25 protein-coding genes are annotated in these 19,374 nt (G+C 64.0%); 9 read left to right on the forward strand and 16 right to left on the reverse strand.

The window, feature by feature from the left end; translation table 11 throughout:
* Window positions 1–6 precede the first annotated feature (6 nt).
* The 5 genes from ACSQ3E_RS21655 to ACSQ3E_RS21675 form a co-directional block, all read right to left on the reverse strand.
* On the reverse strand, window positions 7–309 hold the full coding sequence (locus tag ACSQ3E_RS21655; RefSeq protein WP_115729997.1) for an HPr family phosphocarrier protein: 303 nt from the start codon (window positions 307–309) through the stop codon (window positions 7–9).
* A complete protein-coding gene (locus tag ACSQ3E_RS21660) occupies window positions 306–707 on the reverse strand; it encodes a PTS sugar transporter subunit IIA (RefSeq protein WP_310325571.1) in 402 nt (133 codons plus the stop codon). Before ACSQ3E_RS21660 ends, ACSQ3E_RS21655 begins: the two co-directional genes overlap by 4 nt.
* A 163-nt stretch (window positions 708–870) precedes the next feature.
* Window positions 871–1,317, reverse strand: a complete 447-nt coding sequence (locus tag ACSQ3E_RS21665) for an HPr kinase/phosphorylase (RefSeq protein WP_436124278.1) — start codon at window positions 1,315–1,317, stop codon at window positions 871–873.
* A 3-nt stretch (window positions 1,318–1,320) separates the two neighbouring features.
* Window positions 1,321–3,087, reverse strand: a complete 1,767-nt coding sequence (locus ACSQ3E_RS21670; protein WP_436124279.1) for a stimulus-sensing domain-containing protein — start codon at window positions 3,085–3,087, stop codon at window positions 1,321–1,323.
* A gap of 22 nt (window positions 3,088–3,109) precedes the next feature.
* Complete coding sequence (locus ACSQ3E_RS21675) at window positions 3,110–3,811, reverse strand: response regulator transcription factor (protein ID WP_109578295.1); 702 nt, start codon at window positions 3,809–3,811, stop codon at window positions 3,110–3,112.
* A gap of 357 nt (window positions 3,812–4,168) precedes the next feature.
* On the opposite strand from ACSQ3E_RS21675, the gene ACSQ3E_RS21680 reads away from it, so the two are divergent.
* The 4 genes from ACSQ3E_RS21680 (at window position 4,169) to ACSQ3E_RS21695 (ending at window position 7,623) form a co-directional block, all read left to right on the forward strand.
* On the forward strand, window positions 4,169–5,779 hold the full coding sequence (locus ACSQ3E_RS21680) for a phosphoenolpyruvate carboxykinase (RefSeq protein ID WP_436124280.1): 1,611 nt from the start codon (window positions 4,169–4,171) through the stop codon (window positions 5,777–5,779).
* An 87-nt stretch (window positions 5,780–5,866) separates the two neighbouring features.
* On the forward strand, window positions 5,867–6,304 hold the full coding sequence (gene arfB / locus ACSQ3E_RS21685; protein WP_192312825.1) for an alternative ribosome rescue aminoacyl-tRNA hydrolase ArfB: 438 nt from the start codon (window positions 5,867–5,869) through the stop codon (window positions 6,302–6,304).
* A gap of 80 nt (window positions 6,305–6,384) precedes the next feature.
* Window positions 6,385–6,900, forward strand: coding sequence for a peptidoglycan-binding protein LysM (gene lysM, locus ACSQ3E_RS21690; protein ID WP_310325585.1), 516 nt, complete (start codon window positions 6,385–6,387; stop codon window positions 6,898–6,900).
* 99 nt (window positions 6,901–6,999) lie between these two features.
* Window positions 7,000–7,623 (forward strand): alpha-ketoglutarate-dependent dioxygenase AlkB family protein, encoded by a 624-nt coding sequence (locus tag ACSQ3E_RS21695; protein WP_436124281.1) that lies wholly within the window; start codon window positions 7,000–7,002, stop codon window positions 7,621–7,623.
* Between the two features lie 13 nt (window positions 7,624–7,636).
* Here the strand turns inward: ACSQ3E_RS21695 and coaA are convergent, their stop codons facing one another.
* Genes coaA through hisB form a run of 8 tightly spaced genes read right to left on the reverse strand, consistent with a single transcriptional unit; the run spans window position 7,637 to window position 12,551 of the window.
* Window positions 7,637–8,599, reverse strand: coding sequence for a type I pantothenate kinase (coaA, locus tag ACSQ3E_RS21700; RefSeq protein ID WP_310325591.1), 963 nt, complete (start codon window positions 8,597–8,599; stop codon window positions 7,637–7,639).
* A 30-nt stretch (window positions 8,600–8,629) separates the two neighbouring features.
* A complete protein-coding gene (locus tag ACSQ3E_RS21705) occupies window positions 8,630–8,956 on the reverse strand; it encodes a phosphoribosyl-ATP diphosphatase (RefSeq protein ID WP_310325594.1) in 327 nt (108 codons plus the stop codon).
* Window positions 8,957–8,975: 19 nt separating this feature from the next.
* Window positions 8,976–9,761: an imidazole glycerol phosphate synthase subunit HisF gene (gene hisF / locus ACSQ3E_RS21710; RefSeq protein WP_436124282.1), complete on the reverse strand. Its 786-nt coding sequence runs from the start codon at window positions 9,759–9,761 to the stop codon at window positions 8,976–8,978.
* Window positions 9,758–10,522: a 1-(5-phosphoribosyl)-5-[(5-phosphoribosylamino)methylideneamino]imidazole-4-carboxamide isomerase gene (gene hisA / locus ACSQ3E_RS21715; protein WP_436124283.1), complete on the reverse strand. Its 765-nt coding sequence runs from the start codon at window positions 10,520–10,522 to the stop codon at window positions 9,758–9,760. The genes hisF and hisA overlap by 4 nt, the downstream gene beginning before the upstream one ends.
* A gap of 2 nt (window positions 10,523–10,524) precedes the next feature.
* On the reverse strand, window positions 10,525–10,818 hold the full coding sequence (locus tag ACSQ3E_RS21720; protein ID WP_182576156.1) for a DUF1330 domain-containing protein: 294 nt from the start codon (window positions 10,816–10,818) through the stop codon (window positions 10,525–10,527).
* Complete coding sequence (hisH, locus tag ACSQ3E_RS21725; protein WP_436124284.1) at window positions 10,815–11,465, reverse strand: imidazole glycerol phosphate synthase subunit HisH; 651 nt, start codon at window positions 11,463–11,465, stop codon at window positions 10,815–10,817. The genes ACSQ3E_RS21720 and hisH overlap by 4 nt, the downstream gene beginning before the upstream one ends.
* 1 nt (window position 11,466) lies before the next feature.
* Window positions 11,467–11,949 carry a DUF2628 domain-containing protein gene (locus ACSQ3E_RS21730; RefSeq protein WP_436124285.1) on the reverse strand — a complete coding sequence of 161 codons (483 nt, stop codon included), beginning with the start codon at window positions 11,947–11,949 and terminating at the stop codon, window positions 11,467–11,469.
* A 2-nt stretch (window positions 11,950–11,951) separates the two neighbouring features.
* Complete coding sequence (hisB, locus tag ACSQ3E_RS21735; RefSeq protein WP_436124286.1) at window positions 11,952–12,551, reverse strand: imidazoleglycerol-phosphate dehydratase HisB; 600 nt, start codon at window positions 12,549–12,551, stop codon at window positions 11,952–11,954.
* Between the two features lie 192 nt (window positions 12,552–12,743).
* Between hisB and hslV the strand changes: the two genes are divergently transcribed.
* From hslV to ACSQ3E_RS21760, 5 genes are all read left to right on the forward strand, one after another.
* Window positions 12,744–13,292 carry an ATP-dependent protease subunit HslV gene (hslV, locus tag ACSQ3E_RS21740; protein WP_310325611.1) on the forward strand — a complete coding sequence of 183 codons (549 nt, stop codon included), beginning with the start codon at window positions 12,744–12,746 and terminating at the stop codon, window positions 13,290–13,292.
* Window positions 13,282–13,803 (forward strand): GNAT family N-acetyltransferase, encoded by a 522-nt coding sequence (locus tag ACSQ3E_RS21745; RefSeq protein ID WP_436124287.1) that lies wholly within the window; start codon window positions 13,282–13,284, stop codon window positions 13,801–13,803. The genes hslV and ACSQ3E_RS21745 overlap by 11 nt, the downstream gene beginning before the upstream one ends.
* Window positions 13,800–14,870: a hypothetical protein gene (locus ACSQ3E_RS21750; RefSeq protein ID WP_436124288.1), complete on the forward strand. Its 1,071-nt coding sequence runs from the start codon at window positions 13,800–13,802 to the stop codon at window positions 14,868–14,870. The genes ACSQ3E_RS21745 and ACSQ3E_RS21750 overlap by 4 nt, the downstream gene beginning before the upstream one ends.
* 29 nt (window positions 14,871–14,899) lie before the next feature.
* Window positions 14,900–16,207, forward strand: a complete 1,308-nt coding sequence (gene hslU, locus ACSQ3E_RS21755; RefSeq protein WP_310325619.1) for an ATP-dependent protease ATPase subunit HslU — start codon at window positions 14,900–14,902, stop codon at window positions 16,205–16,207.
* 175 nt (window positions 16,208–16,382) lie between these two features.
* Entirely contained in the window at window positions 16,383–17,342 is a 960-nt protein-coding gene (locus tag ACSQ3E_RS21760) for a DUF1402 family protein (protein ID WP_436124289.1), read from the forward strand.
* 6 nt (window positions 17,343–17,348) lie between these two features.
* Here the strand turns inward: ACSQ3E_RS21760 and ACSQ3E_RS21765 are convergent, their stop codons facing one another.
* From ACSQ3E_RS21765 to mltA, 3 genes are read right to left on the reverse strand one after another with little or no spacing between them, the layout of a single operon-like run.
* Entirely contained in the window at window positions 17,349–17,723 is a 375-nt protein-coding gene (locus tag ACSQ3E_RS21765) for a helix-turn-helix domain-containing protein (protein ID WP_310325624.1), read from the reverse strand.
* Window positions 17,720–18,268 (reverse strand): Smr/MutS family protein, encoded by a 549-nt coding sequence (locus ACSQ3E_RS21770; protein ID WP_436124290.1) that lies wholly within the window; start codon window positions 18,266–18,268, stop codon window positions 17,720–17,722. The genes ACSQ3E_RS21765 and ACSQ3E_RS21770 overlap by 4 nt, the downstream gene beginning before the upstream one ends.
* Complete coding sequence (gene mltA, locus ACSQ3E_RS21775; protein ID WP_436124291.1) at window positions 18,265–19,371, reverse strand: murein transglycosylase A; 1,107 nt, start codon at window positions 19,369–19,371, stop codon at window positions 18,265–18,267. The genes ACSQ3E_RS21770 and mltA overlap by 4 nt, the downstream gene beginning before the upstream one ends.
* Window positions 19,372–19,374: the final 3 nt, after the last annotated feature.

Below are 19,374 nucleotides of genomic sequence, written 5' to 3' on the forward strand. Positions count from 1 at the left end.
CGGCGATCAGCACTCCTCGCCGAAGCGGGCGGCGACGAGTGTCGCAAGTGCTTCCATCGCCTGGTCGGCCTCGGGTCCGCTCGCGGTCACGCGAATCGTGCAGCCGGGGCTGGCAGCCAGCATCATCAGGCCCATGATCGAGGTACCGCCGACCGAAATGCCGTCCTTTTCGACGCTGATCGAGGCCTGGAACTCGCCGGCGATCTGGACGAACTTCGCCGAAGCGCGCGCATGCAGACCGCGCTGGTTGACGATGGCGAGATCCCGGATGACGTGGCCCTTCTCGGGCGAGTAGGGCATGCCGCTCATTTGCCGCTCAGCACCTGACTTGCAACATTGATGTATTTGCGCCCTGCCGCCTGCGCTTCGTCGAGGGCGCCCGGCATGTTGTCGGCCTTGCGCACGCTGGTCAGCTTGATCAGCATCGGCAGGTTCATGCCGGCGATGACCTCGACACGACCGGCTTCCATCACCGAGATGGCGAGATTCGACGGCGTGCCGCCGAACATGTCGGTCAAGACGACGACGCCGGTACCGGTGTCGGCGCGGGCAACCGCATTGATGATGTCGCTGCGGCGCTGCGCCATATCATCGTCGGCGCCGATTGAAACGGTCTCGAAATTATCCTGCGGTCCGACGACGTGCTCCACCGCGTGGCGGAACTCTTCAGCCAGTTGACCGTGCGTTACAAGCACGAGTCCGATCATTCTGTCATGGCTCCCGTCATGGCACTTTCACAGCCGCGCAGTATTTTTGCCGCCTTCGCGGAGGGCGGGAGCGCTATGTTGTCGACGGCGAGGGCGTTTACAAGCCCCAATTTACGGCACGACATGCCATTTTGACGCAATGCAGCAAAAATGTTGGGCAGCCTCAGGCCACAAACCGGGCGCCGAGCGCGGCGAGCAGCGCGGGTGTGGCCACAACGATTTCGCGCTCCGCGAGCATCAGCCTAGGCACACTGCAACCCAAGAGAGGCTCGCTTGCTTCCTCTGGCAATCGCTCGACCTCATTGGCCGGAACCAGCCTGACAAGCAGGTCGACAGCCGTCGCGGCCTCATATTTTGCGGGAACGGGGCCCAAGCCCCTGATTTCGACGAGACCGGCAATCGTTGACGGCGCATGGCAGACGAGCCGGCCCTGATGCGCCGAAAGGAACACCTGGTCGTCGGAAACCAGACGGGCGAAACGACCAGCGCCGCGGAACCTGTCGACCAGCTCCAAGGCCAGCGACGATTTGCCCGAACCCGACGCTCCGGCAATCAGCACGCCGCGATCGCCGAGCACAACCGCCGTCGCATGCATGTTGGCCGGCGTCACGGATCAGCTTTCGGCCGGGAAGGCGACGATGAAACGGGCGCCCTTGAGCTCGCCCGGCTTGGTGCCGGTGATGTTCTCTGCCGTCAACGTGCCGCCATGGGCTTCGACGATCTGGCGGCTGATCGACAGGCCGAGGCCGGAATTCTGGCCGAAGGCTTCGCCGGCGGGCCTGTCGGTGTAGAAGCGCTCGAAGATGCGATCGATGTTCTCGGCACGGATGCCGGGACCGTTGTCCTCGACGGTGATGACGTTGAACTTGCCGACCCGCGCCAGCGAAATGGCGATGTGGCCATGCTCGTCGGGCACGAAGGAACGCGCGTTCTCGATCAGGTTGGTGATGACCTGGCCGATACGCAGGTCATGGCCGGCGACATTGTAGTTCTTCACGCCGGCCGGCAGCTTGGCGGGGGAGAACTCGATCTCGACCGGCTTCTTGTGGCGACCGGTCTCACGTGACACCGAAACCAGATCGCCGATGAACTTCTTGAGGTCGACCTTGCTCGCGTCTTCGCGGGCCAGTTCGGCATCGAGGCGCGAAGCGTCGGAAATGTCGGTGATCAGCCGGTCGAGCCGGCGCACGTCGTGCTGGATGACCTCCATCAGGCGCGCCCGCGAGCTTTCGTTCTTGGCCAGCGGCAAGGTCTCGACGGCGCTACGTAGCGAGGTCAGCGGGTTCTTGAGCTCGTGGCTGACGTCGGCGGCGAAACTCTCGATCGCCTCGATGCGGGCATAAAGCGCGTTGGTCATGTCGCGCACGGCGACCGACAGATTGCCGATCTCATCCTGGCGGTCGGAGAAATCAGGGATCTCCTCGCGGTTCTTGCCACCGCGGCGGACGCGGTTGGCGGCGGCCGACAGGCGGCGCAGGGGCGTTGCGATCGTCGATGCCAGCACCATCGACAAGATGGCAGTGACCAGTGCCGCGACGCCAAAGACGCGCAGAATGGCCTTTTGCTCGGCAGCCACGATCTTGTCGATGTCGCCGCCTTCGGTCGACAACATCAGCACGCCAAGGACGGCGCGGAAACGCTGGATCGGAACTGCGACGGAGACGATCTGCTCGCCCTGCTCGCTGACGCGCACGATGGTCGCCGGTCCACCAGTCAGAGCCTGCACGACCTCGGGGAAGGCAGCACCATTGCCGCCAGGTTGTTCCTTGTAGACCGGCAGGGAGCTGTCAACGAAGAAGTCGAAGATGAATTTTTGGGCCCGCTCGATCAGCGTCGGCTCTTCTTCTTCCACCGGCGGCAGGTCGTAGCGCAGGATCTGGTGGCGCGAGTCGAGCAGAAGGTTGGCGTCGCGATCGTAGATGCGGGCGCGGGTGCGGGTGGGCGAGATGACCCGGCGCAGCAGCGGCGCGACGCGCTCCGGGTTGATCGGGAAGTCGAGGCTGTCGAGTTGGTCGGTGCCAGGACCGAGGCTCTCGCCGGCCTGCAGCTCGAGCAGCTTTTCCGGATCGATCCTGATGGCGTCGGTTTCAACCGTCGCCGAAGAGGCGATGGCGCCGGCGATGATGCCGCCTTGCGTCATCAGGCTTTCGACGCGCGCCTCGATCAGCGCGCCGCGAAACGCGTTGAGATAGAAGATACCCGCGACCAGCACGGCCAGGCCGGCAAGGTTGAGAAACAGGATGCGGCGGGTCAGGCTCGAGAAGAAATAATGGCCGAGCAGGCGGCTCAGGCGGATCCGGGCACGGTCGAGAAACAGCAGACGCCCGCGCGGCCGCCTGGGGGCGGCCGCTGGCTTCCTGATCTCTGCGTCCATCGCCATGTGATCTCAGCCCTCGCCGATATCACGCTTCGCGGAATCTGTAGCCGACACCGTAGAGGGTTTCGATCATCTCGAAGTCATCGTCGACAGCCTTGAACTTCTTGCGCAGGCGCTTGATGTGGCTGTCGATGGTGCGGTCGTCGACATAGACCTGTTCATCATAAGCCGAATCCATCAGGGCGTCGCGACTCTTGACCACGCCCGGGCGCTGCGCCAGCGAGTGCAGGATCAGGAATTCGGTGACGGTGAGCACGACCGGTTCCCCTTTCCAGGTGCAGGTGTGGCGCTCCTGGTCCATCACCAGCTGGCCGCGTTCCAGCGAACGAGCCTGCTGCGTCGGCGCCTTGGTCGCTGCCTCGCGGGCGCTTGCCCGGCGCAACACGGCGCGGACGCGTTCGACGAGCAGGCGCTGCGAGAACGGCTTGCGGATGAAATCGTCGGCGCCCATTTTGAGGCCGAAGAGCTCGTCGATCTCGTCATCCTTGGAGGTCAGGAAGATCACCGGCAGGTCGGTCTTCTGGCGCAGCCGGCGCAACAGCTCCATGCCATCCATGCGCGGCATCTTGATGTCGAGGATGGCGAGGTTCGGCGGACGCGCGGCCAGCCCTTCGAGCGCCGACGCACCATCCGTATAGGTCTCGACGCGATAGCCCTCGGACTCGAGTGCGATCGAAACCGATGTCAAAATGTTGCGGTCGTCGTCGACAAGCGCGATCGTTGCCATTTCCAGCGGCTCCCTCATGAGCGGGTGTCCCTTCCTGCTTAGAGCAGGGCTTGTGCAGGACAAATTAGGTACAAAATGTGGCATAGCCTCCGTTCGAGGGGAGCGCAACCGCCATGCCTTGTGCTTGCCTTATATGGGGCGGCGGCGCCAAAGCTCGAACAAAAAACTGCCGATCTTGTGTGGACCGACGGGTGCTTGCACACCTTTTAAACGATTTAGACAAATTTCAAAATTTTTAAATCGATTAATGATTTGATATCGCTGACCTTTTCTGTTTCAGCCTGCCTCAGTCCCGTTGGGACAGCGGCGTCCGGCCCGCAGACCGGACACAGCGTCATGGCTACGAGGCTTCACTAAATGACCGAAACCGGTAAGCGAAATCCCGCCTGCGGGATCGAAACGGCAGGGCTCAAAACGTCGGGCACCGTCCGTTACAATTTTGGCGCTGCATTTCTCACCGAAGAAGCGATCCGCCGCGGCGAGGCGAAGCTGACGGCGCATGGCGCGCTCGTCGCCGAGACCGGCCAGCACACCGGCCGTTCGCCCAAGGACAAGTTCGTCGTGCGCGACGAAAACACCGAAGCCCATGTCTGGTGGGACAACAACAAGCCGATCAGCCGCGCCCAGTTCGACGCGCTGCACGCCGATTTCCTGGCCCAGGCAGCCGACAAGGACCTCTATGTCCAGGACCTGATCGGCGGCGCCGACCGCTCGCTGTGCCTGCCGACGCGCGTCGTCACCGAATTCGCCTGGCACTCGATGTTCATCCGCAACCTGCTGATCCGTCCGACGGCGGCCGAGCTCGCGAGCTTCGTGCCCGAGATGACTATCATCGACCTGCCGTCCTTCCGCGCCGACCCGGCCCGTCACGGCACCCGCACCGAGACGGTGATCGCCGTCGACCTGACCCGCATGATCGTGCTGATCGGTGGCACCGCCTATGCCGGCGAGATGAAGAAGTCGGTGTTCACCGCACTCAACTACCTGCTGCCGACCAAGGGCGTGATGCCGATGCACTGCTCGGCCAATGAAGGCCCCGACGGCGACGCCGCCGTGTTCTTCGGCCTGTCGGGAACCGGCAAGACGACGCTGTCGGCCGACCCCAAGCGCACGCTGATCGGCGACGACGAGCACGGCTGGGGCCCGGACGGCATCTTCAACTTCGAGGGCGGCTGCTACGCCAAGACGATCCGCCTGTCGGCCGAAGCCGAACCGGAAATCTTCGCTACTACCCAGCGTTTCGGCACCGTGCTCGAAAACGTCGTGCTCGACGAGAACCGCGTTCCCGACTTCGACGACGGCTCGCGCACCGAAAACACCCGCTGCGCCTATCCGCTCGACTTCATCCCGAATGCCAGCGCCACCGGCCAGGCCAGCCACCCGAAGAACATCATCATGCTGACGGCCGATGCCTTCGGCGTGATGCCGCCCATCGCCAAGCTGACCCCGGCGCAGGCGATGTATCACTTCCTGTCAGGCTACACGGCCAAGGTCGCCGGCACCGAGCGCGGCGTGACCGAGCCGGAAGCGACCTTCTCGACCTGCTTCGGCGCGCCGTTCATGCCTCGCCACCCCTCGGAGTACGGTAACCTGCTGCGCCAGCTGATTGCCGAGCACAATGTCGACTGCTGGCTGGTCAACACCGGCTGGACCGGCGGCGCCTATGGCACGGGCTCGCGCATGCCGATCAAGGCGACGCGCGCACTGCTGTCGGCAGCGCTCGACGGCTCGCTGAATTCGGTCGAGTTCCGCACCGATGCAAACTTCGGCTTCGCCGTTCCGGTCTCGGTGCCCGGCGTCGACAGCAAGATCCTCGACCCGCGTTCGACCTGGGCCGACGGCGCCGCCTATGACCGCCAGGCCAAGAAGCTGGTGTCGATGTTCGTCGACAATTTCGGCAAGTTCGAAAGCCATGTCGACGCGGCAGTGCTGGGCGCGGCCCCGCAGGTGCGCGAGGCCGCCGAGTAACCAGGCCAGCGCCCGCAGCAAACATCGAAAGGCCCGGCCAAGCGCCGGGCCTTTTCTTTTGCGCGCCGGCACGGCATGACTTCACGCATGAGCGCCGACGACAAGATTTTCATCGCCAATGACGTGGTCATCCATCCTGATGACCTCGAGGAGAACTTTATCCGCTCCTCCGGGCCGGGCGGCCAGAACGTCAACAAGGTGGCGACAGCCGTGCAGCTGCGCTTCGACGCCGCCAACGCGCCGGGGCTGCCGGAGCGCGTGCGCGAACGCACGATCAAGCTCGCCGGCCAGAAGGCGACCAAGGATGGCGTTATCGTCATCGAAGCCGGACGCTACCGAACGCAGGAGCAAAACCGGGCCGATGCGCGCGCCAGGCTCACAGCGCTGGTCGCCAAGGCAGCCGAGCCGCCGCCGCCGCCGCGCAAGAAGACCAAACCGACAAAAGGTTCGGTCGAGCGCAGGCTGAAGACCAAGTCCGGGCGCTCGACAGTCAAGAAGCTGCGCGGGCGGGTCGACGGCGATTAACCCCCAAGTACTGATCCTGCTTCCAATTTGATTTTGCAGGTGCCAATCTCCGGCGACTGCCACAGCAAGGGAGACCACGAATGGGTATGTTCGATTTCGTCAAGAATGTCGGCAAGAAGCTTGGTTTCGGGGACGATGAGGCGCCGAGCGCCGACACGCTGAAGAAAGAGCTCGATTCGCACAAGCTCGGCACCGACAACGTGCAGGTCGTGGTCAAGGGCGACACGGCGGTACTGACCGGCGTGGTCAAGGATCAATCGATCTTCGAAAAAGCGGTCATCGCCGTCGGCAACACGCTTGGTGTTTCCAAGGTCCAGGCCGACGAGCTCAAGGTCGTGGCGCCTGACTCCGGCCTCAAGCTCGACGGCAATGTCGACATGACCGAGCTGGTCAAGGCGGCGACGCCGGCCAAGGCGCCGGTGTTCTACACGGTCAAGAAGGGTGACAACCTGTCGAAGATCGCCGAGGCTCAGTACGGCAAGGGCAAGGCGTCGAAATACACCGTCATCTTCGAAGCCAACAAGCCGATGCTGACGCACCCAGACAAGATCTATCCCGGCCAGGTGCTGCGTATCCCGGATATCGCGACGGCCTGATCCCGGCACACCCAATTCTTGCGAACGGCGGCTTTCGGGTCGCCGTTCTGCGTTTCAGGTGGCATTCTGGACGGCCAGATCGAACAAGGCAGCTGAAACGTGCTCGTATTGCCCAAAGGCGTCCGCCACATGCCCGGCTTTCTCACCCGCGAGGTGCAGGAGGGCTTGGTCGAAAGCATACGCGAGGTGGTGAAGGCAGCGCCGCTCTACACACCCGCCATGCCCAAGACAGGCAAGGAAATGAGCGTGCGCATGACCAACTGCGGCTCGCTCGGCTGGGTCACCGACAAGGATCGCGGCTATCGCTACCAGGCCGAGCATCCGGTGACGGGCGAACCATGGCCGCCGATCCCTGAGGCGCTGCTTGCGTTGTGGCGCGAAGTCTCAGGCTACCCGCATCCGCCGGAAGCCTGCCTCGTCAATTTCTACACCGACGCGGCCAAGATGGGGCTGCACCAAGATCGCGACGAGCGTGAGTTCGACGCACCCGTCGTTTCGGTGTCGCTGGGTGACGCCTGCCTGTTCCGGGTCGGCGGTAACAGGCGCGACGACCGCACTGTGTCGTTCCGGCTGGAAAGCGGCGATGTGGTGGTTCTCGGCGGAGAGGGGCGGCTCGCTTTCCACGGCGTCGACCGCATCTATCCGATGACGTCGGCGCTGCTGAAGCAGGGCGGGCGGATCAACCTGACGCTGCGGCGGGTGACTAAACCGGCTGCGGCGTAGCCGGGCCGAACCCTCAGAGCTTGCGGATCGCCACTTCCTCGACGAGGTGGCCGGCGCCCTTCTTGAGGATCAGGTCGGCGCGCGGACGCGTCGGCAGGATGTTCTCGCGCAGATTTTTCAGGTTGATGTTGGCCCAGAGCCCCTCGGCGATGGCACGCGCCGCATCTTCCGACAGCTGCGAATAGCGATGGAAGAAGGACTGTGGATTGCGGAACGCGGTCTCCCTCAGGCGCATGAAGCGGTCGATGTACCACTCGTGGATGATCTGCTCGTCGGCGTCGATGTAGATCGAGAAATCGAAGAAATCGGAGACGAACGGCACGAACTTGCCATCCTTGGGCAGTTCGCGCGGCTGCAGCACGTTGATGCCCTCGAAGATCAGGATGTCGGGCCGGTCGACGGTGACGAACTCGCCGGGCATAACGTCATAGGTCAGGTGTGAATAGACGGGCGCGCGGACATTGGGCTGTCCTGACTTGATGGCCGAGAGGAAACGCAGCAGCGCGCCGACGTCATAGCTGTCGGGAAAACCCTTGCGCTCCATCAGATTGTCGCGGCGCAGGACCTCGTTGGGGTGGAGGAAGCCATCGGTCGTGACGAGGTCGACCTTCGGGCTGGACGGCCAGCGGGTCAGCAGTTCCTTCAGGATACGCGCCGTGGTCGACTTGCCGACCGCGACCGAGCCGGCCATGCCGATGATGAAAGGCGTCTTGGTGCCCTTCTTCTCCGAGTTGAAGAAGCGCTGGCGCTGGCGGAACAGCTGCTGGCTGGTCTCGACGTGGGCGGAGAGCAAACGCGACAGCGACAGATAGATGCGGCGGACTTCCTCGAGGTCGATCGGCTCGTACATGGAGCTCAGCCGCGCGACCTCGTCCTGGGTCAGCGTCATCGACATGTCGGCGCCGAAACCCGCCCAGTGCTCGGCGGTGAAGAACCAGTATGGGGAGTATTTGTCCGTTGGGGCGAGCTGATCCATCGAATCTTCCCTGCAGGTCCTGACTGGGGGTCAGCCGTCGTTCTTGCGCGAGGCCTTTTCGGCAATCCCGGATTGCGAGGTGCGCCGCTCCAGTTCGGCCAGCACGTCCGCCATCGGAATGCCGGCAACGGCCAGCACGACGAGCCAATGATAAAGGAGATCAGCACTTTCCGAAACGAGGGCACTGTCGTCGCCCTTGACCGCGGCGATAACGGTTTCGACCGCCTCTTCGCCTAGCTTCTTGGCCGCCCGCTCCATGCCCGACTGGTAGAGTTTGGCGGTCCAGGAGCTGGCATCGCCCGAGCGGGCCCGCTCGGAAACGATCTTTTCCAGGTCGGAAAGGGAGAATGCGCTCATCTGGGCCTCGGCACTAAGGTCAGCCAATGGGGTCGAGCCGCATCGGCAAGCCCGCTTTTGCCATGTGGGCCTTGGCCTCGGCAATGGTGTAGGTGCCAAAATGGAAGATCGAGGCGGCGAGAACGGCCGTGGCATGGCCGTCGCGGATGCCAGCGACCATGTGGTCGAGGTTGCCGACGCCGCCCGAGGCGATGACCGGGGCGCGCACCGCGTCAGCCACCGCGCGGGTAAGCGCGATGTCGTAGCCGATCTTGGTGCCGTCTCGGTCCATCGAGGTGAGCAGGATTTCGCCGGCGCCGAGGTCGACGACCTTGCGGGCGAACTCGACGGCGTCGATGCCGGTGCGCTCGCGGCCGCCATGGGTGAAAATCTCCCAGCGGTCGGCTTCGTTGGCCTCGGACACTTTCTTGGCGTCGATGGCGACGACGATGCACTGGTTGCCGAACTTGTCGGCCGCTTCTGCCACAAAGGACGGGTTCTTCACCGCCGCTGTGTTGATCGACACCTTGTCGGCGCCGGCGAGCAGCAGCTTGCGAATGTCTGCGACCTGGCGCACGCCGCCGCCGACGGTCAGCGGCATGAAGCACTGCTCGGCGGTGCGGGCGATGACGTCGAAGATGGTCTCGCGATTGTCGGACGAAGCGGTGATGTCGAGGAAGCAGAGCTCATCGGCACCGGCGGCGTCATAGGCCTTGGCGGCCTCGACTGGATCGCCCGCATCGATGAGATCGACGAAGTTGACGCCCTTGACGACGCGGCCGTCCTTGACGTCGAGACAGGGAATGACGCGGGCTTTGAGGGTCATTTCCGTTCCTCGAAAAGGCCCGGCTCGGGCTTGAGCGTGCCGCGCAAGATCGCCAGCGCCTCAGCCGGGTCGATGCGGCCGTCATAAAGCGCACGGCCGGAAATGGCACCTTCCAGCTTCTTCGCATCTGGCATGGTCATGCGCACGATGTCGGCGAGCGAGGCGAGGCCGCCCGAGGCGATGACCGGGATCGAGACGGCCTCGGCGAGGTCGATTGTCGAATCCCAGTTGATGCCGGCCAGAACGCCGTCGCGGTCGATGTCGGTGTAGACGATGGCGGCGACGCCAGCGCCCTCGAACTTCTTGGCCAGCTCGACGACACCGAGGCTCGATGCTTCGGCCCAGCCCTCGACGGCAACCTTGCCGCCCTTGGCATCGATGCCGACGGCGACCTTGCCAGGGAATTTCCGGCACGCTTCCTTGACCAGTTCGGGGTCACGCACGGCGACAGTGCCGAGGATGACGCGGGCAAGCCCTTTGTCCAGCCAGCTCTCGATATGGGCAAGCGAACGAATGCCGCCGCCGAGCTGGACCGGGTTCTTCGTCGCCTTGAGGATCGCCTCGACAGCAGCTCCGTTGACGCTCTCGCCGGCGAAGGCGCCGTTGAGGTCGACCACGTGCAGCCACTCGAAGCCCTGGTCCTCGAAGGCCTTAGCCTGGGCGCCGGGATCATTGTTGTAGACGGTGGCCTGGTCCATGTCGCCGAGCTTGAGGCGAACGCACTGGCCATCCTTGAGGTCGATGGCGGGGAAAAGGATCATGCTCAGACGCCTTCGACGATGACGAACTTGCCGACGGAGGCGGCGTGGCGAAGCTTCACCACCTCCTGGTAAGCGGGCGAGTGGTAGCAGGCGATCGCCTGTTCGTAGGATTCGAATTCGACCAGGACATGGCGGTTGCCGGTCGGGCCTTCGGGCTGGTCGTACTGGCCGCCGCGCACCAGAAGCTTGGCGCCATAAGGGGCGATCGCCGCAAGGTTGGCCGCGATATAGGCCGGATAAGCCTCGGGGTCGGTGATCTCGATCATCGCCATCCAGTAGGCCTTCTTCGTCGTCATGGCTTCCACCTCAGGAAATTGGCAATCAGGCCGAGGCCAAGCGCCTGGCTCTTTTCAGGATGAAACTGGGTGCCGACAAGGTTGTCGCGCGCGACTGCCGCGGTAACCCGGCCGCCATAATCAGCGGTCGCCAGCACTTCCTTCTCGCTGGTAGCGTCGAGATGGTAGGAATGTACGAAATAGGCGTGCAGGCCCTGCGGTCCGGTGGCGATGCCGTTGAAGACCGGGTGGTCATGTTTCACGTGAATCGTGTTCCAGCCGATCTGCGGAATCTTGAGAGTCGGATCGGTCGGCGTGATCTCTTTCACGTCACCCGATATCCAGCCGAAGCCTTCGGTGACGGTCTTTTCGAGCCCGCGCTCGGACATCAGTTGCATGCCGACGCAGATGCCGAGGAAGGGATGCGCCTTGCGGATGGCGACCTCCTCGACCGCCTCCCACATGCCGTCGACGGCGCGCAGGCCGCGGGCGCAATCGGCATAGGCGCCGACGCCGGGCAGGACGATGCGGTCGGCGGTCAATACGCGATCGGCATCGGCGGTCAGCTCGATCTCGGCCGCAAGGCCGGCCTCGCGGGCGGCGCGTTCGAAGGCCTTGGTTGCCGAGCGCAGATTGCCCGAACCGTAGTCGATGATGGCGACGCGCATGTCAGTGTCTTCCGGGATAGTGCAGGAGGCCAAGCGCTGCGCCCGACGGCTGCGGGCGCGGTGCGGCGGTGGCGGCGATGGTGACGGGCGCCGGCTGCGTTTCCTCGGCCACATCGTCAGCGGCATAGAGGTAGCGCATCTCGGCGTCCTCGATGGTGTCAGCCTCGATCACGCCCCACTGATGCCAGCCGGCGCGGCGAAGGGCGGCAACCCTGAGCGCGCCGCCTTCGAGCCCGACATAAAGCGAGATGAGCAGCGAAAGCAGCGGAACGGCGGCTATCAGCTCGGTCCATTCGCCGACCGCACCCAGTGCAAGCGTGACCGCGAAGGTCAGCGCCGCCAGGACCCAGAGACGGTGCCAGAGCATCCACAGCAGCGGGGCGATGAAGCCGAAGAGGTAGAAGCCGTCGCGGACGAAGACGGCACCTTCCGAAGCATATTTTCCTGCCGAGGCAGGCGGCTCCATGACGACATGGATGGCCATGGCTATCCCTTCAGGCTGCCCTTGGTCGAGGGTACTGCGTCAGGCTGGCGCGGATCGCTTTCAAGGGCCATGCGCAGCGCGCGCGCCACGGCCTTGAAGCAGGTTTCGGCGATGTGATGGTTGTTGGCGCCGTAATGATTGGTGACGTGCAGCGTGATGCCGGCGTTCTGGGCCAGCGCCTGGAAGAACTCGCGCACCAGCTCGGTGTCGAAAGTGCCGATCTTGGGCGCCGAGAAATTGACGTTCCAGACCAGGAACGGACGGCCAGACACGTCGATGGCAGCGCGCGTCAGCGTCTCGTCCATGGCGAGGTCGATCGAGGCGTAACGCATGATGCCACGGCGGTCACCGAGCGCCTTGGACAAAGCCTGGCCGATGGCGATGCCGCAATCTTCGACGGTGTGGTGATCGTCGATGTGCAGGTCGCCCTTGGCCGCGACTTTCATGTCGATCAGCGAATGCCTGGAGAGCTGGTCGAGCATATGGTCGAAGAAGCCGACGCCGGTTGCCATCTCCGAACGGCCGGTGCCATCGACGTGGACCGAAACCGAAATCTCGGTTTCCTTGGTCTTGCGGCTGACTTCGGCGGAACGGGGGGCCATTGGCGGATCCTTGTCCTCAAAAACGAGATGCTAATAACAGCATGTTCGGCCGGTTGCCAATCGCCGCGAAAGGGCATTTCGTGATGCGGCGTGACGATTTGCAATCCTTGCGCCGCGTCATACATAAGACGCCAACTTCCACTCGTAACGCGCAAGCCGCCAAAGAGGGGCCGCGCGCCATCGGAGCAACATATGTCCAATGAACAGAGCATGCACGCCACGACGATCGTGACCGTGCGCAAGGGCAACAAGGTGGTCATCGCCGGCGACGGCCAGGTCAGCCTCGGCCAGACCATCATGAAGGGCAACGCCCGCAAGGTCCGCCGCCTCGGCAAGGGCAACGTCATCGCCGGATTTGCCGGCGCCACCGCAGATGCCTTCACCCTTCTCGAAAGGCTTGAAGCCAAGCTCGAGCAATATCCCGACCAGCTGACGCGCGCCTGCGTCGAGCTCGCCAAGGACTGGCGCACCGACCGCTATTTGCGCCGCCTCGAAGCGATGATGCTGGTGGCCGACAAGAACGTGTCGCTGGCGCTGACCGGCACCGGCGACGTGCTGGAGCCGGAATTCGGCGTGATGGCCATCGGCTCGGGCGGCAATTATGCGCTCGCAGCGGCCCGCGCGTTGATGGACACTGACAAGGACGCCGAGGAGATCGCCCGCAAGGCGATGCAGATCGCCGCCGACATCTGCGTCTACACCAACCACAGCTTCGTGGTTGAGACGCTCGATGCCGAATAAGGCCCCCGCGCAGTACGACTTCCGCCCGGTCACCAAGGCCGACCTGCCTGTCATCAAGGCATGGCTGGCAGAGCCGCATGTCGCCGAATGGTGGGACGATCCCGAAACCGAGATCGCTGAGATCAAGGAGCACATCGACAGCATCTCGGTCGAGCCACTGATCATCGAGCTGGACGGCAAGCCGATTGGCTACCTCCAGAGCTACGATCCGCATATGGAGGACGACCATCCCTACCAGGACCAGCCCTTCGGCACGCTCGGCGTCGACCTGACGATCGGCGTGCCGGGACTTGTCGGCAAGGGCCATGGCTCGGCGATCCTCGCCCAGTTCGTCGAGGAGCTGTTCGAGGAGGGCGTGCCACGCGTGATCATCGACCCGCATCCCGACAACAAGCGGGCGATCCGGGCCTATGAGAAGGCTGGCTTCGTAGCATTCGATACAAGGACCTCCGAATACGGTCCGGCCCTGATGATGGCGCGTGACGCCGACGAAGAGGATTTCGACGCATGAGCAGGCCTCAGGCAGCGCAGGAAATGCTCGCCATATCGCCAGACGCGCTGCGAGCCGCGGTCGAAAGCGGCCTGTTGACGGCCGAACAGGCGCAAGGCCTGCGCAACCTGGAACAGGCCAGGATGCCGGTAAGGGAGGCGGAACCGCATGACGACGAGAAGTTCCGCTTCATCAGCGGCTTCAGCGACATCTTTGTCACCATTGGCCTTGGACTGTTTCTCGGCGCCCTGGGCTATTTCTCCGGCGACATGATCGGCAATACCGGCATGTTAGCCGTCATCGCCGTGGCGAGCTGGCTTCTGGCCGAGTATTTCACTCGCCGACAGCGCATGGCGCTGCCCAGCATCGTATTGCTTCTGGTCTTTGCCGGGGCGGTCTTTCTGACGGTCGCGGAAGCCTTCAACCCCAGCCTCAACTTCGGCATAGGTCTCGGCAACCACGGCGGCTTTCCGATCGTTGTCGCCGGGCTTGTGACGGCTGCGGCAACCGCATTGCACTACCGGCGCTTCCGCGTGCCGGTAACGATAGCAGCCGGCGTAGCCGCCCTTGTCGCCTCGGCCGTTGGCCTGTTGTTCATGCTGGCGCCCGATTTCGCCGAGCAGGCGGCCAAGCCATTGCTGCTGGCCTGCGGCCTGGCCGTATTCACGCTCGCCATGCGCTTCGACCTGAGCGATCCGCAGCGCCAGACCCGGCGCACCGACATCGCGTTCTGGCTGCACATGCTGGCGGCACCACTGATCGTGCACCCGCTGATCAGCGGCCTGGTTGGCGATGGCGGTTCCGACGTCGTCTCGGCCTGGAGCATTCTTGCGATCTTCGTCGGCCTGGCGCTTGTCGCGCTCGTCGTCGACAGGCGCGCGATCCTTGTTTCGGGCCTGTCCTATGCCGGCTTCGCCTTTGGCGCCCTGGTCGTAAAAGCAGGGCTGTCGGACAGCGTCGTGCCGCTGACCATGCTGGTGCTCGGCGCGCTGGTGCTGCTGCTCAGCGCCGGCTGGCATACGCTGCGGCGGACCCTTCTGTCACTGCTGCCTGGCGCCCTTGCGCGCCGGCTTCCAGCCCATACATAAGCCCCAACTGAGTATTCGAGAGTATCGACATGTCCACATTCTCCCCCCGTGAGATCGTTTCAGAACTCGACCGCTTCATCATCGGCCAGAAGGACGCCAAGCGCGCCGTGGCGATTGCCCTGCGCAACCGCTGGCGCCGCCAGCAGCTGGAAGGCCAGATGCGCGAAGAGGTCATGCCCAAGAACATCCTGATGATCGGACCCACCGGCGTCGGCAAGACCGAGATCTCGCGCCGCCTCGCCAAGCTGGCCGGCGCGCCCTTCGTCAAGGTCGAGGCGACCAAGTTCACCGAGGTCGGTTATGTCGGCCGCGACGTCGAGCAGATCATCCGCGATCTGGTCGAGATCGCCATCGGCCTGGTGCGCGAAAAGATGCGCGAGGACGTCAAGGCGCGTGCCCACGTCAATGCCGAGGAACGCGTGCTCGAGGCACTCGTTGGCAAGACGGCGAGCCCGGCGACCCGCGACTCGTTCCGCAAGAAGCTGCGCGACGGTGAGCTCGACGACAAGGAAATCGAGGTCCAGGTCGCCGACACCGGCAATGGTGGCATGCCCGGTTTCGACATTCCCGGCATGCCCGGCGGCAATATCGGCGTGCTCAACATCAACGACATGCTGCAGAAGGCAATGGGCGGCCAGCGCACCAAGTCGCGCAAGACCACCGTCAAGGAATCCTACGCGCTCTTGATCGGCGACGAGTCTGACAAGCTGCTCGACCAGGACGAGGTTGTGCGCCGCGCGCTTGAAGTGACCGAAAACGAAGGCATCGTCTTCCTCGACGAGATCGACAAGATCGCCCGTGGCGACGTCCATGGCGGCCCCTCGCGTGAAGGCGTGCAGCGTGACCTGCTGCCGCTCGTCGAAGGCACGACGGTTGCGACCAAGTACGGCCAGGTGAAGACCGACCACATCCTGTTCATCGCCTCGGGCGCCTTCCACGTCTCCAAGCCGTCGGATCTTCTTCCGGAGCTGCAGGGCCGCCTGCCGATCCGCGTCGAGCTGCGTGCGCTGGAGAAGGACGACTTCCGCCGCATCCTGACGGAGACGGAAGCCAGCCTGATCAAGCAGTACATAGCCTTGATGCTGACCGAAGGCGTGAATTTGGAGTTCACCGACGACGCCATCGATGCGCTCGCCGGCATCGCCGTCGACCTCAACGCCAGCGTCGAGAACATTGGCGCGCGGCGCCTGCAGACGGTGATGGAACGCGTGCTCGACGAGATCTCCTACGACGCGCCGGACCGCAACGGCACGACGGTGAAAATCGACGCCGCCTATGTGCAGAAGCATGTCGGCGACCTGTCGAGGAACACCGACCTGTCGCGTTTCATCCTCTAGACGCAAGCACTGGCCGGCTCCGGAAACGGGCCGGCCATGCCTTGCGGCAGCAGCGGAACATGTTGCCGAATGGTTCCATCCGGCCAGCTTTCGCCGCCGGGCGGAGACAATATCCTCGACTAAGCCGAGGGCATTTCCTAGTTTGCCCTGACAAAGCTTGGGCAAACAGCAGCACATGAAACGCGTATTTTTCTCGGCATTTCTTCTGGCGGCGGCTTTTACCGTTCCGCAGGCATCGGCGGCGACCGTGGTTGCGGCCGGCAACGTCCATGCCGAACAGCCCGACGTGCCGGGCGCCTCGTCCAAGCGCACCAAGGCCGGCAAGACGACCTTCGACGCCAAGTACCGCAAGGTCTATGCGCTGCTGCAGAACGACGCCGAGCTGCGCGGCAAGATCAAGACGGTGGCCCGCGCCTACGGCATCGACCCGATGCACATCGTCGGCGCCATCGTCGGCGAGCATACCTACAATGTCGACGCCTACGACCGGCTGCAGACCTATTACGTCAAGGCTGTCTCCTACCTCTCCAGCAAGCTGCGCTTCGCCTATGAGGGCGAGGATATCTCCGATTTCATCAAGCGGCCGGAGTTCGCCGATTGTGCCGGCAAGTCGGGCAGCTACGATCTCTGGGAATGCCGCGAGCGCGTCTGGAACCAGCATTTCCGCGGCAAGACCGTCGGCGACACCAGCTTCCCCAACGATCGCTTCAGCGCCACCTTCTTCCAGCCCTTCTATGCCGGCCAGACTTTCGGCATCGGCCAGCTCAACCCGCTGACCGCGCTGCAGATGAGCGACGAGGTCCACAAGGTGTCCGGCCTGCCCAAACTCGACGAGCGCGATCCGAACGCCGTCTACAAGACGATCATGGATCCCGACCTGACGCTGCCTTACGTCGCCGCGACGCTCAAGACGTCGATCGACGCCTACAGGGATATCGCCGGCTTCGACATTTCACAGAACCCGGGGCTGACGGCGACCCTCTACAATGTCGGCAGCCCGGAAGCCCGTGCCTATGCGCTGAAAGCCGAGAACGAGCGGCGCCAGGCCGCCGGCGAACCGGCAAAGCTGCCCGAGGAGAATTATTACGGCTGGCTGGTCAATGACCGCCTGACCGAGCTCAAGGCGCTGTTCTAGGCGGAACTACCTGCGCTTCTTGCGCGCGATCGCCTCGCGGACCTGCGCATTCAGCACTGCCAATTCGACATCGTTCAGCTCGTCGATCGCTTCGGCCATGAGGTTGGCGAGCTCCGTTGCCGCCGGAGACAATCCCGCCGTGTCGACTACCACCCGCGGATGCGAACCCTCTGCCAGCTTCTGCAGCTCCTCGGCGTCGTCCCAGATGACGTTGAAGTAGCCGATGATCTTCTGGATCATCGCCCAGGTCGGCACACCGCGATGGCCATGCTCGAGCGCCGAGAGATAGGCGGCACTAACGCCGATGCTGGCCGCCATGTCCTTCTGGCTGACGCCGCGCTCGCGCCGGAGTTCGCGGATGCGCTCGCCGAGCGGGGTCATGCGCCGAGCCTCCGCCTGATCCTGATGTAGAGCGCGCCGGAACCGCCATGGTGGCGCTCGGCATGGTCCTGGCTCGAAATCAGCATGCGGAAGGGCGCGGTGTCCAGCCAAGCCGGCACCATGCGCTTGAGAACGCCGTCGCCACCCTTCGAATTGCCCTTGCCGGTGATGACCAGCACGTAGCGCAGCCCGCCGGCATGCGCCCGGCTCAGGAAGCCATAAAGCAGCGAATAGGCCTCGTCTTGGGTCATGCCGTGGAGGTCGACGCGGCCTTCGATTGGCAGGCGACCCTTGGAGAGCTTGTCGCGGGTCGGAACGTCGAGCGTGTGGGCGACATACTGCCGCTTCGGCTGTTTGGCGGGGGCCGGCGCCGGCTGCTCGGCGGCGATTTTTGCCGGCATGGCCTCGGCCTTCGGTGCCTCGACCTTGGCAACCTCGGGGATTTCAACCGCCCTCTTGCCCTTGAGCGGCGAGGTGGTGCGGGCGATGACGTTCCACAGCACGCGTTCGTCGTCGCTCAGCTTCCGCTCTCGGCGCGTACTCATGGCTGGCCATCCGCGAGCAGGGGTTTCGGCAGAAGCGCGAAGAAATCGGCGTCATTGCGGACAACGCCGGCGATTTCGCCCGCTTCGAACCCCGATCCCGCGAATAGGTCGCCACGCGCCGGGCCGGTGATCGCTGAACCGGTGTCCTGGGCGATCATCAGCCGAGCAAACGGTTTGCCATCGAACGCGGTCAGGCCGGGGGCGGCGATGTAGAACGGCGTACCGAAGGTGTGCAGTAGACGATCGACGGCAACGGAGCGCCCCGGGGTGAGGGGAACCTTGGCCGCGGCGATGGGCCCAAGTGCCGGATCCTCGACCGCGGCGTGCCGGAAGAAGATATAGGACTGGTTCTGCCAGAGAATCTCATCGACACGGTCAGGATTGGCTTTGAACCAGGCCCGGATGGACTGCATCGTGACTTTTTCGAGTGGGATTTCGCCGATTTTGGCAAGAATTCCGCCTGGGCCAGTGAAACGCTGGCCGGATTTGGCGGCATAGGTCACGCGGCGCAGCGACCCGTCGGTCATGTTCAGCCGGGCGGCGCCCTGCACATGGACGAAGAACGCATCAACACGGTCGGCGACCCAGGCGATCTCCAGACCCTGGCCGGCAAGCGCACCCTGTTCGATCGCGGGGCGGTCGAAATACTCGACCAGCCCGTCCGGAGACTGCCTGGCAAAGGCGAGGTAAGGGTCTATGCCGGGGGGGCGGTTGCCGTCGTCGACATCGACGAGATCGGCGGGGCGCGATAGAAGCGGCACCGCAAACGTGTCGGTGCGTTCAGGAGATGCCTCGACGTCAGGCTCGTAAAAGCCGGTAACGAGGCCATGGTCGCGGCCTTCAGGCGCGACGAGGGCAGGCTGGAAGTGGCGTTCGAAGAACGCGCGGGCTTCGGCGCCATTGTCCGCCGGCCGCTCGCGGGCCTCGGCATAGGCTGGGCCAAAGGCATCGAAAGCGACGCCAAGGGCGCCGCTGCGATAGGGTTTGGTCAGGACGTGAAGGGCAGAGCGGCGGAAGGCCTCGAAGGCAGCCAACTGGTCATCTTCATGCCAGCCGGGCAGGTCGGCAAAACCGACCGGAGTGAATGCGGGCGAGAGCAACACGGG

Origin of the sequence: Aminobacter sp. LjRoot7 (assembly GCF_964252895.1) — a bacterium.
GTDB lineage: Bacteria > Pseudomonadota > Alphaproteobacteria > Rhizobiales > Rhizobiaceae > Aminobacter > Aminobacter aminovorans_B.